Here is a 13815-nt window from a genome sequence, read left to right as displayed (position 1 = left end):
AGGCCGGTTTCTTTTTGTTTATTCCGCCGGTTCAGCGGTGCCACCCTTTTGTGACTTCCCTTTAAGGGCGTAGTTCAGCTCTCTTTCGAGCCGTGCTTCCTCTTCGGCTTTGGGCTGCGTAAAGCGTCCCAGCAGCAGATAGGCGACCGGCGTTACATAAAGCGTAGCAATCGTTGCTAATCCAAGACCACCCACAATGACCCAGCCCAGAGCCACACGGGCTTCTGCGCCAGCGCCACTTGCCAAAACCAGCGGCACACCGCCAAGCACGGCGCAGATCATCGTCATGCAGACCGGGCGAAGACGAATGTTGGATGCTTCCTCGATTGCTTCTCGAACGCTCAAGCCCTTGTCACGCAATTGATCTGCGAATTCGACAATCAGGATACCATTCTTGGCCATGATGCCGACCAGAAGCACGAGACCGATCTGGCTGTAGACGTTCAGGCTCGTACCTGTGAGCAGCATCGCAAAAACCGCACAACCAAGCCCGAGAGGAACCGTCGCCATCACGATCAGCGCACTGACAAAGCTTTCAAACTGCGCTGCCAGCACCAGAAGAATGATGATGATGGCAAAACCGAACACCATTGCCAGGCCGCTTGATGTTTCGCTGAGTGTCGAAGCTTCAGCCAGCGGAATGATATGGCTTCCCGGAGGCAGCAAAGGTGCCGCGATTTCCTGTGCGACCTTATAGGCGTCCCCCAAAGCGAAATCGTCGCGCAGATTTGTCGTTATGGACACCGAGCGCTGGCGCGTCTCGCGATCAAGCTGCGGCGGAACCGCTTTCTCAACGACCGTAGCGATAGACGACATCGGCACATAACGACCGTCCGTCGTCTTCATGAATATGTTTTCAAGATCGGTCGGATCGTTGATCGGGTTGGTGGTGGCAACGAGTTTCACATCGAAACTGCGATCTCCGACATAAACCGATCCGATCTTGCGACCGTCGAGTACCGACTGCACAGCATTCGCAAGCCCTGTGATGTCGATACCAAGATCGGATGCTCGTTCGCGATTGATCTCGACGGAAAGCTGCGGCTGGGTCGGCTCGACGGACAGTCGCGGCTGCACGAATCGTGGATCCTTTTCCAGCGCGGCAACGACCGCCTGCGCGGCAGGCTGTAGCTTGGCATAATCGCTACCGACTATGGCAAACTGCAAACCGTTGCCCGCACCACGAATACCAAGGCTGTTCGGTTGGGTGGTGAAAATACGCACCGCCGTTATGCCTTTGATGCGCTGGGTAATGTCAGCCATGATTTCCTGCTGGCTGCGCGCGCGTTCTTTCCACGGTGCCAGCGTCAGGACAACAAAGCCGTTATTGGACGACCCGCCGGAACCTGCGATGGCATAAGTAGTAATGATTTCACCGCTATCGCGCAGAGGCTGGACGGCCTCCTCAATCTTGTCAAGCTGAGACTGGAGGAACTCCACACTGATGCCCTGCGGCCCATTGATACGCAGCAGTGCAACGGCACGATCTTCCGAGGGCGTCAGTTCCTGACGGATCAGACCGTAGCCGACAAAGGATGCGCCTGCGAAAAGCATTGCCACCAGCACAACAACGAATGGCGCCGACAGACAGATGTGCAGCGTCTTTTTATAGAAGGTCGCAAGCCCGCCGCCGATACGACGCAGGAAAAGCGGGCCATGGCCGCCGTCTTCGCCATTCCCTTCCTTGAGGAAGCGAGAGGCAAGCATGGGGCAAAGCGTCAACGCAACAACAGATGACAGAAGAACAGCAATTGCCAGCACGAAGCCGAATTCACGGAACAGACCACCCGCCTGCCCCGGCAAAAACGAAATTGGAACGAAAACTGCCGCCAAAGTCAGCGTCGTGGCAATAACGGCGAAGAAGACTTCCTGCGTGCCGAGGACTGCCGCAGCACGCGGCCCCATGCCCTGATTGCGTCGCCGGACAACGTTTTCCAACACAACAATGGCGTCATCAACCACGAGACCTGTGGCGAGCACCAAAGCCAGAAGGGTAAGAATATTGACCGAGAATCCTGCCAGATAGATGGCCGCAATCGTGCCGATCAAAGCGACAGGCATGGACAAGGCCGGGATGAGCGTTGCGCGTATATCCCAGAGGAACACGAAGATAATCGCCACCACGATGATCACTGACGCAATCAGCGCGATTTCCACCTCGTGGATAGCGCCATTGATGAAATTCGCATCGTCACTGGTAACGGCGATATTCACGCCCGCGGGCAAGGTTTTCTGCAAATTGGCGACCGCTGCGCGAATGCCCTCCGAGATGTCGAGCGTATTGGATTGCGCCTGACGGACGATGCCGAGACCGATTGCCGTCTTGCCGTTGGACCGGACCGCCGAGCTTTCGATATCCGGCCCAAGCGTGACGGTCGCAACATCGCGGATTTGCGTGCGTCCGTTGATGTAGACGTTCTCGAAATCTTCCGGCTTTTCCAGATTGGCCGTGGCACGGACAACGATGGACTGATCGGCACTACGCAAAGAACCGGCAGGGGCGTCCAGCCCCATCGAAGAAAGCGCCGTAGAAATATCCGCAATGGTCAGACCGTAGCTCGCAAGGCGCGCCTGATTGATATCGATGCGGAATATCTTGTCGCGGTCACCGTTGATCTGGACGTCAGCCACGCCCGGAACCGCGGAGAGGATATCCTGTATCTGGTCTTCGACCAAAACCGTCATGTCATCGACAGACATGGTGTCAGACGTAACCGCCAGACGCATCACGGGATCAGCGTTGGAATCGGCCTTGATGATGCGCGACGGATCCGCTTCTTCCGGCACGTCATTGGCGACACGGGAAATCGCATCGCGCATGTCGGCGGCGGCAACGTTGAGGTCTACACCATCGTTGAACTCCACCGTGACGCGGCTGCGTTCAAACGACGATGTTGAGGAAATAGATTTTACGCCCGAAACGCGCGCGACAGCGTTTTCGAGAACCTGTGTCAACTGACGGTCAATGGTTTCAGCGGATGCACCACTGAAATCCGTGCTGATTGTCACCACAGGCCGGTCAACGTCCGGCAGTTCGCGAATATCGACGCCTGTGAAAGCAGCAAGACCCGCGACGACAATCAGAACGTTGATAACGAAAGCAAAAACTGGACGACGGATGAAAAGCGCCGTCGATCCGCCGCTGCTGGATGAGGAATTGTGACCGGTCACGCGTTTACCCTCATCCTGCAGTACGTGTTATCGAAACAGGATCAGCCAGTGCCGTACCCTGCTCGTCCTTTACACGTACCGGCGCATCATCGCGCACGGTTTGAACACCTTGCGTAACGATCATGTCGCCCTGCTTCACCGGACCATCGATGAGAATGTTGGTTGAATTGCGCTGAACGATACGCGCGACAATTCTCTTGGCGACACCGTCCTCAACACGCCACACATAGGAACCGTCAGCCCCCCATTGAATGGCCAGTGGGTCGACCGAAGGATAGCGATCACCCGGAAAGAGAACCGTGACGGAGAACGACATGCCCGCGCGCAGACGATCCTGCGTGTTCGGCACTTCTGCGCGAACATGCAGCGTACGGCTGGCTTCATCCAGCATATTGTCAACCGCGTTGATCTCGCCGCTATAGGTCTCACCCGGGAAAGCGGTCGATTCCGCAGTCAATGGCTGGCCAACCTTGATTTGCGGTGCGAAGCGTTCTGGCACCCATATATCGATCAGCACTTTCGACCGGTCATCGATACGACCGATGGAAGTCTGTGCGGTAATGTAGTTACCCACATTGACAGGAAGAATACCAACAATACCGGAGATTGGTGCACGAACCGTGCGACGGCTCAAGGCGAGCTGCGCGTCCTGCAAAGCAAGCTGCGCATTGGCGACCGCCAGCTCAGTCTCAACCACCTGAACTTCAGTTGCGGTGTTCGTCGCCCGCAATTTTGCAATGCGCTGGCGTGTCGTCTGCGCATCTTTCAACGCCGTCTCGGCCTTAGCGACAGCGATCTTTTCCGTCTCGGCGTCAAGTTCGGCAATCGAGTCGCCTTCCTTCACGCTATCGCCCGCCTTGACGTAAAGCTTCGTCATGTAACCGCTGGAGTACGGGGTTATCGACACGGTGCTGAGAGCCCGTGCCGAACCGATAGCCGTCAAACGGTTATTGATGGTCTCTTCGCCAGCAGCCTCGACAACAACGAGTGGTGCGGATCGCCCGCCTTCGCCTTTCGGCGCTTCCTCGCCCGTTGCTGCGGCCTTCACCACATCATTCTTGTTCTTATAGGCATACCAGCCGCCAACAGCAGCCGCAGCTATGAGCAGGCACAAGGCAATCTGCTTCCAGGATTTCATTCAGCTCTCCGGCAAGGCCTACCGTCACCTGACGGCCCTCGTTTTCGAAACCAATTTGTCGGGCGCGGAAAATGCCAGCAAATAGTATCAGAATGATGATTGCCTTCACATTGCGCAAATCATGCAACCCATCAGGATGCATGGATTTTTCCAACCAAGACTTTGCACGCACGATCTCAAGGCGTCGAGTTAAATTTCGGTAATACTGCTTGCAGAGATCCCGGGAGCGGGTGCGTTCTTAACCGATTGAACAAAGGCTGTTGGATTTATCGATCGGCTCCATATATAGGAGGCTACCTTTATGTATTGCGTTTCGATGGCACACAGGTTGAGGCACTGCGGCGATTAGGCCGGTTCACCTCGCGTTGGAAGCACAGGCTATGGCGGTTGTTGAAAAGACCACAGATACGGGCACGCCCTCCCCTGAAGCGGCCTCCCAAACTGCGACCACGGAACGGCTCTCGTCAACCCAGTTCACACGTTTACCCTGGCGAAACCGGCTTTCGAGCAAACTATTGCTCTTGACCGCACTTGCCGTGCTGATCACCGAAGTTCTGATCTTCGTCCCGTCTGTTGCCAATATGCGCGTGCGCTGGATGAGTTCGAGACTTGATACGGTGGGCGCGGTCAGCGAGGTTCTCGCCGCAGGCGGCGATATGGATGTGCCGCGTGACATTCAGGACAAGGTACTTCTGGCAACCGGTACGAAAGCTATAGCCATGCGTGAAGCCGGTGCTTCGCGTCTGCTCGCCATGTCGGAAGTACCCGGCAAGATTGACCAGGTCATTGATCTCAACAATATCAGCGAAGCAGCTGCCATATGGGACGCATTCGGAACCTTGTTCAACGGCGGAGACAGAACACTACGAATCTATGGTTCGGTTTCGCCATCCAGTTCTCCGGGACGTATTATTGAAATCGTGACCTCGGATGCACCCCTCCGACACGCCATGCTCGTCTATGCGCGCAACGTGACTTTTATCTCGCTCATCATTTCAGTGATTGCGGCGAGCCTGATCTACCTGATCATTCACGAAATGCTGTTGCGGCCGGTGCGCATCATGCATCGCAACATGATCGATTTCGCCTCATCCCCTGACAATCCTGCGCTGATCCTTGTGCCAGAAAACCGCAAGGACGAATTCGGCGTGGCACAGCGTCAGATATCGCATATTCAGAGCGACCTTCAGAGAACGCTCAAAGAACAGAAACATCTCGCCGATCTTGGCCTCGCCGTCTCCAAAATCAACCACGACATGCGCAATATTCTGGCCTCAGCGCAGTTGATGTCTGACCGGCTTGCCGATACCGAAGACCCAATGGTGCAGCGGTTTGCACCCAAACTTATCCGCACTCTCAGCCGCGCGATCAGCTATTCCGAAAGCGTCATGGCCTATGGTCGCTCGCAAGAAGCACCACCGCGCCCGCGTCGCGTTCTGCTGCACACAATTATCGCTGACGTTCAGGAAACCCTGAGCCCCAGGTCAGAAAGCAGCGTTGAGTTCGAGAATCTTGTCCCGGAGGATTTCGAACTCAATGTCGATTCGGAGCAGTTGTTCCGTGTACTGAGCAATCTTTGCCGGAATTCGGTGCAAGCCATGGAGCGTGATCAGAGCATTGATGACGCGACCGTCAAGCGACTCACAATTTCTGCCGGAAGAATCGGGACGACGGCAATCATCGGTGTCGAGGACACCGGCCCCGGTTTGCCACAAAAAGCACGCGACAATCTTTTCACGGCTTTCAAGGGATCAACACGCAGTGACGGCACTGGTCTTGGGCTTGCCATCGCGCAAGAACTGATCCGCGCGCATGGCGGGACAATCGAGCTTCGAGAAGACCGCCCGGTTGGGGCACATTTCGAGATTCGCATCCCCGATTTGCCGATGCAACGCGGAGACCGGAGCCCCCAACGGGCAGAGGAAAGTGTTTAGGCAATCTACCGTTGTGCCAACTTTGAACGAAAAGCCCGGAAATGTGGGGCCTGACAAGAAATCTTCACAGAACCACATTTTTTTCTAAGAAGACGCTTGCATTTAGCGATCCGTCCGATTATCAACCGCCCATCGCCGCAGCGAGCGGCACACAGGCAAGCACCCGTAGCTCAGCTGGATAGAGCACCAGACTACGAATCTGGGGGTCAGAGGTTCGAATCCTTTCGGGTGCGCCATTTTCTCGATACTATCAACTGTCACGTAATTTAGCCTTTTGACAGAAATAACCTATTGTCAATTGTCACTTAACTTGGACTCGTTGATCACTAGCTGCCTTTAAGCTGGGGTTGCTGATTTTTCTCACGATTTCAACTGCGCGCGTCCAAAACTGTGACCAAGCGTGGGTGCTAAGGTTTCGTCAACACTCGTGTTAGCCTCCGACCTCGTTCCACACACCAGCGCCAGTCGCCGGGAATGTCCGCTTCACTGCAGGCTAGTTGGGGCCGAACGGGGACAGGAAGGCGCTACGCCGTGGCTGCCCTCGAAGAGCGCTACCCGCCAGTAAGCGGCTACTTCCTCGAGGCCGTGCGAGCGTACCTTGTGAACCATAAAGGCTCTTCCGATTCTATCGGGAGGAGAAGCTGACAGTAGGCAAGCGTGGCGGTCGGAAGCGAGCGATAGGCACACGTGCACCGTCCACATTCTGGCCTCGGCTGGCTGACACCTGCCGAGTTCGCTCAGACCATCAACCCGCGACGTGATGCGGTGCTGCGCAGCCGAAATGGCTCCGCACCGCAACCCGCCGCTACCGCCCCAAATACAGCAACCCAAAACCGCTGGAGCGAACTCAAAACTGGATAAAACTTGCGGGCAAGGTCAGTCACCATGAACATCTGTTCACCAACGATCAACACGCTCGCCAAATCATCGAAGAATGGGGAAGCTACTACAACCTTAGTTGTCCGCATACGAGCCGTGGTGGCTTGCCCCCTTATGAGTTTGCAACCCGGTCCACAAACGACCAAAACCTGAACAGAGCTAATTTCTAATCGCGGACATCAAGGGGAGCAGGTCATCTGGGGCGCAGCATTCTCCATGTCAACGGAAATAAGCCGGTCCTTTTCCTGACGTGAGAAGATGTAGATAAACTTCCAGAAAAGCCGGGTGATTGAGCGCGGTTTCGCGTCCAAATATTTCTGGCCTGAGAAATGTTCTACTTCCGACATCTCGGCAATATCGCGCATGGATTCTGACGTAGGGACCATTATTCTCTCGTTCATGATCTTGCCATTTTTTAGGTTTCCCTAATATATAACCTGATCATCTATCTAACAACGGCACAGGCAGCTTGCTATTAAAGCTAGCCCAGCATGCTCGTTGGTTTGGGAAGGAGAAATATGTCGAATAGGAAATAGGAGACCGACAGAACGTCACCTCTAGGCGCTGAACGCGACATATCAACTGACGTCCAGGCAGAAAATGCCACACTGAACGCAACCATCGATCTGCTTTTAAACAAGCTTTCGAAAATTGAAGCGGCCTACCGCGACGAGCTTACTCGGGCTATCGACCGGGCAGACACGCAAGAGCGGCGCGCTAACCAGGCTATTGCGCGCTTGCAACAGTTTGAACTCAGCGAAGCATGGCGCATTGTGTCAGCACTGAACACTAGGTTGAACCGATTCCCGAAACTGCGCATCACACTTTTGAGGGCGGCGAAGGTAGCTCATTGGACTACAACTGGTCAGCTTCGGGCGAAATATCGACAGTACAAGCTGGTGCGTCAGTTTGAAAAGAGCACTACAGATATCGCCGAACCTGATGGGGGTAAATTAGGGTTTGCCTATCCTGTAAATCAAAGTGGATTACCCGCACCGCTCTTGGACGAAATACTCACGTTCATGAAATCGAACGGGTCTATTGACCTCCTGATGGCTATAAACTTCTATGCCGGTGGTGGTGCAGAGTCCGCCGCGCTGGAATATGCCAAAGCCTATGCCTCCAAAAATGTCGACAAGTCTGCGTTAATCGTGCTCACGGATGGTGGTCCAAAGCGGCCACTTCCAGAAATGCCGAGTAACATATTAATAGTTGATTTAAACGATTGGGATGTAATTGATGCCATCCATAGAGAAGAGTTGCTCTATCTGATATTCCGGGCAATTCCGTTACATGTTTTCATATAATAAATTCTGTGACTGCCTACAATTTCTGAAAAAACTTCCATCAAGATTCTTGAGCGATATAGATATTATTGCCAGCGTCTTTGCATTGCAGTTTGATCCAGACGATAATACAAAAATAATAGGTTACGCTCAAGATTTTCTACCGCCAAATATAGATAAAATCGATAATGTCGTTACAGATAATTTGCGGTTTTCCATTGAGGAGCCGTTGAAAATAGGCATAACTGAACATTCAAAAAATTTATTACTGTTTACAACAAGTCAAAACTCGACGGCATTTTAACCGTCAAGGATCAATAGCACTATCATCCAAACGGAAATTCAATTCATCCGGCGGTGAAAAGCTAAAAGTTATTTGGGCTGGGCGTCTAGATAAAGAAAAGCGCGTAGATTTGCTCATTGAAGTAGCAAAAATAACTGAAGAATTTTGCGATTTCTACGTGTTCGGTGGAGCTGTCGTTGACGGTGGGTATGAAGCGGAACTCAATAAACTGAAAAATTTGGTTCTGTCTGGACCATATGAGAATCCCGTTGAATGGGACCAGAAAGTTTTGGGCAATGTGTTCTTGTTTACTTCCGTCTGGGAGGGGATGCCGAATACCGTAATCGAAGCTTCTTATCTTGGATATCCGATAGTAGCATCAGATGTCGGTGGCGTTTCGGAATTAATAACGCCCTCGACGGGGTGGGCAGTGGATCGGTTCGCGTCAGCAAAGTTTTACGCGGAGGCGTTAAGAGAAATATACGCTGACCATGCTGAGGTGGAGAACCGAACCAAAAGGCTGATCGATTTAGTTCATAGCCGCCACAATGAGAACGCTTATTTGAAATCTCTTTGTCAGGTATCAGGTTATACAAAATTGAACCAATGAGAGCAGAGACTGACAATTTGTTAGCCGCCCTCTGAGGCGGCTTTTTCTTTGCCCAAGGTGTGCTTTGCACCGGTCGCGCGATCCTGTGATCTTCCGCACAATGGAAGAACTCAGGATCGTGCATTATGGATAAGTCAGCACCAACCGGAGCGGCGCTCTTGCTCGACTTCATCTATCGAACCGATGCAGAGAAAGCACCGCCCCATTTCTATCAGGTGATTTTCGGAAACCGCCAGAAGCATTTGCCGAAGCCTATCACCCAGATGACGCTCGGTAATCTGATCGACGTGCAGAAAAACTGGCTAAGCAAAGCTGGGTCAAAAAGAGCTGGAGCTATTCCACCGCATCGTCGGCGACAGGCGCAGCACAGTTCATGCGCGCAACATTGCAAGATTTGTAGAGTGAACTTGGCCTTCGCGACACTCAACTGTCTGATAAAAATCTACAAAATCGACTCGACTTTCACTTATTAAAGCGGCGCGGTTACAGCTTCTTTTCAGCCCGGCATTATCGGTTTTGCCATCTACAGCATAGAGCGGCGCTCCGATCTGTTTAAGGTCGTGAAAGACCTCCAGTCGGAGATTCGTTGATGTTCGATCTACTCGACATTCTCAAAATGGGAGCGGCTGTGGTGGCTGGCGCTGTTATCGTCAGCTCCGCCGCGCACGGCATAGGCGTCTCTGACGGCAAGAAACAGGCTTCAGCCGATGCTCTTGCTGCGACCGTGAAATATTATCAGGACAAGGGGGGGGGTATCAAAGATAAGTTGGATGCTGCTGCCGCTCTTTGCGCTGATTACGGGCTACGAGACGACGAGCTCCCCGAGTGTCTGCGCCGGGTTCGAGAAGTTGCGGCCAAGTCTGGAAACGTCGGTGAACATTCTGACAACTGATCGACCATTCGCCAATCAGGTGACGGCACATAATAGATTCGGAAAACAGGCGGGGTGCTGGAACTGAGTCCGATGAATACCGAGGCTGAAACTGTCGAACGCATGACGGAGCTTCCGTGCCGAACGAAAGAGTTCCTGCCGAAGCCCCTTCTTGTTTTTTTATAAAGCTCTCTGCACTGAAAGAACGACAGTAAATACAATCAGATAGATAGCCTAGACTATGAATCCGGGGGTCAAAGGCTCGAAACCTTTCGGGTGTGCCATTCGTTTCAACAACTTAGCAGTAAGGACGTGCCTACGCATTGCTTTGCATATTTCCTAAATTGACTGCCCCCGACCTCGTGACGTTTTTGCTCGCTCCGCTATATGTGGCTCGACATATCGGCATCACATTTCTGCAGTGGAATTTTTCTCATGAAGCATCACGCGCTCGTCTGGCTGCGTAACGATCTTCGAATCAACGACAACCCCGCACTGGATGCAGCCGCCGAAACAGGCGGCCATATAACAGCAGTTTACGTTCATGAGACCGTTGCCGAGATTCGGGCGCCCGGCTGCGCGGTGCGGTGGTGGCTGGACCAAAGTCTTGAAGCGATAAGAAAACAGCTCGCTGATCGTGGTATCGAACTTCTCATCGAGACCGGTGATCCGAGGGGTATCCTCCCTCAGTTGATCGCGAAACTGGCCGTCACCGAACTGTTCTGGAACCGTCGCTACGCACCGGCGGAACGTGAATTCGATGCAAAACTGAAGTCACAACTCAAGGAGAGTGGAACCGGTGTAACCTCATTTCCTGGCAATCTTCTTCTTGAGCCCTGGGAGCTCAAGACGGCCAGCGATACGCCCTATCAGGTCTTCACCCCTTTCGCCAAAGCGTTGCGCCACCATCACATTCCTCGCCCGCTTTCGCGCAGGCAATGGGATATCAAACCAACACAGGAAACCTGCTATTCACCCAGCGTTCCGTCCTGGGCGGAAAAGTTGGATGGGCTTTGGAATATTGGAGAAGACGCAGCGCGCGACAGCCTGACACGCTTTCTCGAGAGCACGCTTTCGACCTATACCGAGGATCGCGACGTTCCCGGCATCGATGGGACTTCGAGACTTTCACCTCATTTGCGGTTCGGTGAAATCAGCGCCCGTCAGGCGTGGTATGCCACACTGGCGTTTATGGACGAGCATTTTGCAGCACGGGCGGGCGGTGAAAAATTTCTGTCCGAACTGATCTGGCGGGACTTTAACTATCACCAGCTCTATCACCGCCGCGACATCAGCCGACACGATATGCGTGACACACTGTCCGGCATCGCATGGCGCGATGATCGAGCTGCATTCGAAGCATGGCGTCGCGGACAGACGGGCTTTCCCATCATCGATGCCGGTATGCGTCAGCTTTGGGCCACCGGGTGGATGCACAATCGCGTGCGAATGCTTGTGGCATCTTTTCTCACCAAGAATCTGCTCATTGACTGGCGAAAGGGTGAGGAATGGTTCTGGGATACGCTCGTGGACGGCGATATCGCCAGCAATCCGGGAAGCTGGCAGTGGGTGGCAGGCTGCGGCATGGACGCTGCGCCCTATTTCCGGGTGTTCAATCCGATCTTGCAGGGTGAAAAATTCGATGCCGAAGGACAATACGTCCGGCATTGGGTGCCAGAACTATCAGGCCTGTCCGACAAATGGCTGCACAAGCCGTTTGAGGCCCCCAAGGATGTGCTGACCAGCGCTGGAATTGCGTTGGGCAGTACCTATCCCAAACCAATCATTGATTTGCAGGCCTCACAACGGGAGGCCCGCAAACGGCTCAACAGCCAGCCGTAATCAACGCGCTTCCAGTCCGCCATTCTCAACGATAAAGTCGATGATTTCCGGCACGCCCTTGCCGCGATGGAGGTCGGTGAAACCGAATGGACGCTTGCCGCGCATGCGTGCCGCATCGCCTTGCATAATATCGAGATCGACATGAACGTGAGGGGCAAGATCGCTCTTGTTGATCACAAGAAAATCTGACCGCGTGATACCCGGACCGCCTTTGCGCGGAATTTCCTCACCCTGACAAACAGAGATGACATAAAGCGTCAGGTCCGCCAGATCAGGTGAGAAGGTGGCAGCGAGATTGTCACCACCGGATTCGATGAAGACGATCTCCAGATCGGGAAACCGCCGGTTCATTTCGGCAATTGCCTGCAGATTGATGGAGGCATCCTCGCGGATTGCCGTATGCGGGCATCCGCCCGTTTCGACGCCCATGATCCGATCTTCGGACAAAGCCTGAGAACGCGCCAGAATGAGGGCGTCTTCCTGCGTGTAGATATCGTTGGTAATCACGGCGACCGAGTATTTATCACGCAGCGCTTTGCAAAGCTTTTCGGTCAGCGTCGTCTTTCCCGATCCCACCGGGCCGCCGATGCCGATACGCAAGGGTCCGTTTTTCTGTGTCATGTGCGAAAAAGCCTCGAATGTTGGGTTTCGTGTTTCATGGCCATGATGTCGCTAATGTAAGTCGCGGAACCAAGGTCACTCAATGAAGTTTTTTCTATTCGCGCCGCTGTTTCGGCGAGAACCGGCTCCAAATCCGACATTGTCGCAGTCACGCCGTTCTGCCCCATGACCGAAAGACGGATCGATGCCTGCAAAAGATTGATACAGAAGGCTTGCAGAAAGGCGGCGAGTGTCAATCCAAGCGATACTTTGTTAGCGCCCGCCACGGCACCGACTGCCACCGGATAGGGGCAATCGGCTGGCAGGCGATCAAATACAGAACTGGGCCAGCTTCTAGCTGCAGCCAGAAACGCCTCGCCCTGCAGCATCGTCTCCATATGACGTTCACGCGAACCGGCCAGTGCTTCGGCCAATTCTGCAACTTCAACAAGATCGCCTTCGGCAACCGCACACCGCCAGCTTTCCGCGCAAAGCACGGCATCATTCCAGCCGGAGCCACGTGTTACAAGCCAGCGCAGCCAATCGCTCATTGTGGCGGTGTCTGCGACATAGCCATCATGGACGGCCCGCTCCAGCCCATGACTATAGCTGAACGACCCGACCGGAAAGACAGGCGACAGCCAGGCCATCAGCCGCAGCAAAGCGGTGGTGGTATCAGTCGTGGTGGTGGTGATGATGTTCATGATCGTGTTCGTGATGACCATGATGATGATGATCATGGTCATGGTCATCATGCGAATGGCCGCCAGAATAAGCACCGCGCAGCGGACTGAAAATTGCCGTTACATCCGTGACTGTTGCACCAAGCCCCTCAAGCATAGCCTTTATGACATGGTCGCGAAGAATGAAGATACGATCACTCTCGATCTGGGCCGCGAGGTGACGGTTGCCGATATGCCAGGTGAGTTCGGCAATATGCAGCGGATCACGCCCGCGGATTTCGTAAAGTTCCTCGCTTGCGGCGCGGATTTCAATCTCGCGTCCGTCATCGAGGACAAGCCGGTCACCGTGTTCCAGCACCACCGGCTCTGCGAAATCGACGAGTACCTTCTCGCCGCCTTCCAGAACAATGGCTTTGCGCCGCAAATGACGTTCATCACGTTCGAGAACGGCATGGCCCGCAGGCACGGCATCGATCACCTTATCCGCACGAATAATGGCAGTGGCACGAAACATTTTT

Annotated in this window: 13 protein-coding genes, 1 tRNA gene and 2 pseudogenes; 10 read left to right on the top strand and 6 right to left on the bottom strand. The window is 53.9% G+C overall.

Annotated features, from left to right (window positions below):
- Positions 1-18: 18 nt before the first annotated feature.
- Both LJ361_RS01485 and LJ361_RS01480 read right to left on the bottom strand, forming a co-directional pair.
- On the bottom strand, positions 19-3171 hold the full coding sequence (locus tag LJ361_RS01485) for an efflux RND transporter permease subunit (protein ID WP_010658165.1): 3153 nt from the start codon (positions 3169-3171) through the stop codon (positions 19-21).
- Between the two features lie 10 nt (positions 3172-3181).
- Positions 3182-4309 (bottom strand): efflux RND transporter periplasmic adaptor subunit, encoded by a 1128-nt coding sequence (locus tag LJ361_RS01480; RefSeq protein WP_166943177.1) that lies wholly within the window; start codon positions 4307-4309, stop codon positions 3182-3184.
- Positions 4310-4689: 380 nt separating this feature from the next.
- Between LJ361_RS01480 and LJ361_RS01475 the strand changes: the two genes are divergently transcribed.
- From LJ361_RS01475 to LJ361_RS23550, 4 genes and pseudogenes are all read left to right on the top strand, one after another.
- Positions 4690-6243 (top strand): sensor histidine kinase, encoded by a 1554-nt coding sequence (locus LJ361_RS01475; protein WP_071631916.1) that lies wholly within the window; start codon positions 4690-4692, stop codon positions 6241-6243.
- A gap of 159 nt (positions 6244-6402) precedes the next feature.
- Positions 6403-6479: transfer RNA gene (locus LJ361_RS01470), tRNA-Arg, on the top strand.
- 457 nt (positions 6480-6936) lie between these two features.
- Positions 6937-7104, top strand: a pseudogene (locus LJ361_RS01465) (IS3 family transposase); the annotation flags it as partial.
- 53 nt (positions 7105-7157) lie between these two features.
- A pseudogene (locus LJ361_RS23550) lies at positions 7158-7292 on the top strand (IS3 family transposase); the annotation flags it as partial.
- 9 nt (positions 7293-7301) lie between these two features.
- Here the strand turns inward: LJ361_RS23550 and LJ361_RS01460 are convergent.
- Entirely contained in the window at positions 7302-7508 is a 207-nt protein-coding gene (locus LJ361_RS01460; RefSeq protein ID WP_166942838.1) for a hypothetical protein, read from the bottom strand.
- A gap of 351 nt (positions 7509-7859) precedes the next feature.
- On the opposite strand from LJ361_RS01460, the gene LJ361_RS01455 reads away from it, so the two are divergent.
- From LJ361_RS01455 to LJ361_RS01430, 6 genes are all read left to right on the top strand, one after another.
- Positions 7860-8429 (top strand): hypothetical protein, encoded by a 570-nt coding sequence (locus LJ361_RS01455; protein ID WP_264812463.1) that lies wholly within the window; start codon positions 7860-7862, stop codon positions 8427-8429.
- Between the two features lie 49 nt (positions 8430-8478).
- Positions 8479-8712 (top strand): hypothetical protein, encoded by a 234-nt coding sequence (locus tag LJ361_RS01450; RefSeq protein ID WP_264812462.1) that lies wholly within the window; start codon positions 8479-8481, stop codon positions 8710-8712.
- Positions 8654-9301, top strand: coding sequence for a glycosyltransferase (locus LJ361_RS01445; RefSeq protein ID WP_320109279.1), 648 nt, complete (start codon positions 8654-8656; stop codon positions 9299-9301). Before LJ361_RS01450 ends, LJ361_RS01445 begins: the two co-directional genes overlap by 59 nt.
- A gap of 125 nt (positions 9302-9426) precedes the next feature.
- Complete coding sequence (locus tag LJ361_RS01440) at positions 9427-9774, top strand: hypothetical protein (RefSeq protein WP_166942831.1); 348 nt, start codon at positions 9427-9429, stop codon at positions 9772-9774.
- 116 nt (positions 9775-9890) lie between these two features.
- Entirely contained in the window at positions 9891-10193 is a 303-nt protein-coding gene (locus tag LJ361_RS01435; RefSeq protein WP_194531884.1) for a hypothetical protein, read from the top strand.
- A gap of 414 nt (positions 10194-10607) precedes the next feature.
- A complete protein-coding gene (locus tag LJ361_RS01430; protein WP_166942825.1) occupies positions 10608-12014 on the top strand; it encodes a cryptochrome/photolyase family protein in 1407 nt (468 codons plus the stop codon).
- Here the strand turns inward: LJ361_RS01430 and ureG are convergent, their stop codons facing one another.
- Genes ureG through ureE form a run of 3 tightly spaced genes read right to left on the bottom strand, consistent with a single transcriptional unit; the run spans position 12015 to position 13811 of the window.
- Entirely contained in the window at positions 12015-12635 is a 621-nt protein-coding gene (gene ureG, locus LJ361_RS01425; RefSeq protein ID WP_010658108.1) for an urease accessory protein UreG, read from the bottom strand.
- Entirely contained in the window at positions 12632-13318 is a 687-nt protein-coding gene (locus LJ361_RS01420; RefSeq protein WP_166942844.1) for an urease accessory protein UreF, read from the bottom strand. The genes ureG and LJ361_RS01420 overlap by 4 nt, the downstream gene beginning before the upstream one ends.
- On the bottom strand, positions 13290-13811 hold the full coding sequence (ureE, locus tag LJ361_RS01415) for an urease accessory protein UreE (RefSeq protein WP_151576470.1): 522 nt from the start codon (positions 13809-13811) through the stop codon (positions 13290-13292). The genes LJ361_RS01420 and ureE overlap by 29 nt, the downstream gene beginning before the upstream one ends.
- Positions 13812-13815 lie beyond the last annotated feature (4 nt).

This window comes from Brucella sp. JSBI001 (genome assembly GCF_026014005.1).
Taxonomy (GTDB): domain Bacteria; phylum Pseudomonadota; class Alphaproteobacteria; order Rhizobiales; family Rhizobiaceae; genus Brucella; species Brucella anthropi.
Note: the sequence above shows the minus strand (reverse complement) of the source record. Positions and strands in the feature narration are given on the sequence as shown.

Excerpts from the sequence above, each read along its gene's own strand:
- ureE (WP_151576470.1), bottom strand. The coding sequence starts at position 13,811 with ATGTTTCGTGCCACTGCCATTATTCGTGCGGATAAGGTGATCGATGCC.
- LJ361_RS01420 (WP_166942844.1), bottom strand. The coding sequence starts at position 13,318 with ATGAACATCATCACCACCACCACGACTGATACCACCACCGCTTTGCTG.
- LJ361_RS01440 (WP_166942831.1), top strand. The coding sequence starts at position 9,427 with ATGGATAAGTCAGCACCAACCGGAGCGGCGCTCTTGCTCGACTTCATC.
- LJ361_RS01475 (WP_071631916.1), top strand. The coding sequence starts at position 4,690 with ATGGCGGTTGTTGAAAAGACCACAGATACGGGCACGCCCTCCCCTGAA.
- ureG (WP_010658108.1), bottom strand. The coding sequence starts at position 12,635 with ATGACACAGAAAAACGGACCCTTGCGTATCGGCATCGGCGGCCCGGTG.
- LJ361_RS01435 (WP_194531884.1), top strand. The coding sequence starts at position 9,891 with ATGTTCGATCTACTCGACATTCTCAAAATGGGAGCGGCTGTGGTGGCT.
- LJ361_RS01430 (WP_166942825.1), top strand. The coding sequence starts at position 10,608 with ATGAAGCATCACGCGCTCGTCTGGCTGCGTAACGATCTTCGAATCAAC.
- LJ361_RS01460 (WP_166942838.1), bottom strand. The coding sequence starts at position 7,508 with ATGGTCCCTACGTCAGAATCCATGCGCGATATTGCCGAGATGTCGGAA.
- LJ361_RS01480 (WP_166943177.1), bottom strand. The coding sequence starts at position 4,309 with ATGAAATCCTGGAAGCAGATTGCCTTGTGCCTGCTCATAGCTGCGGCT.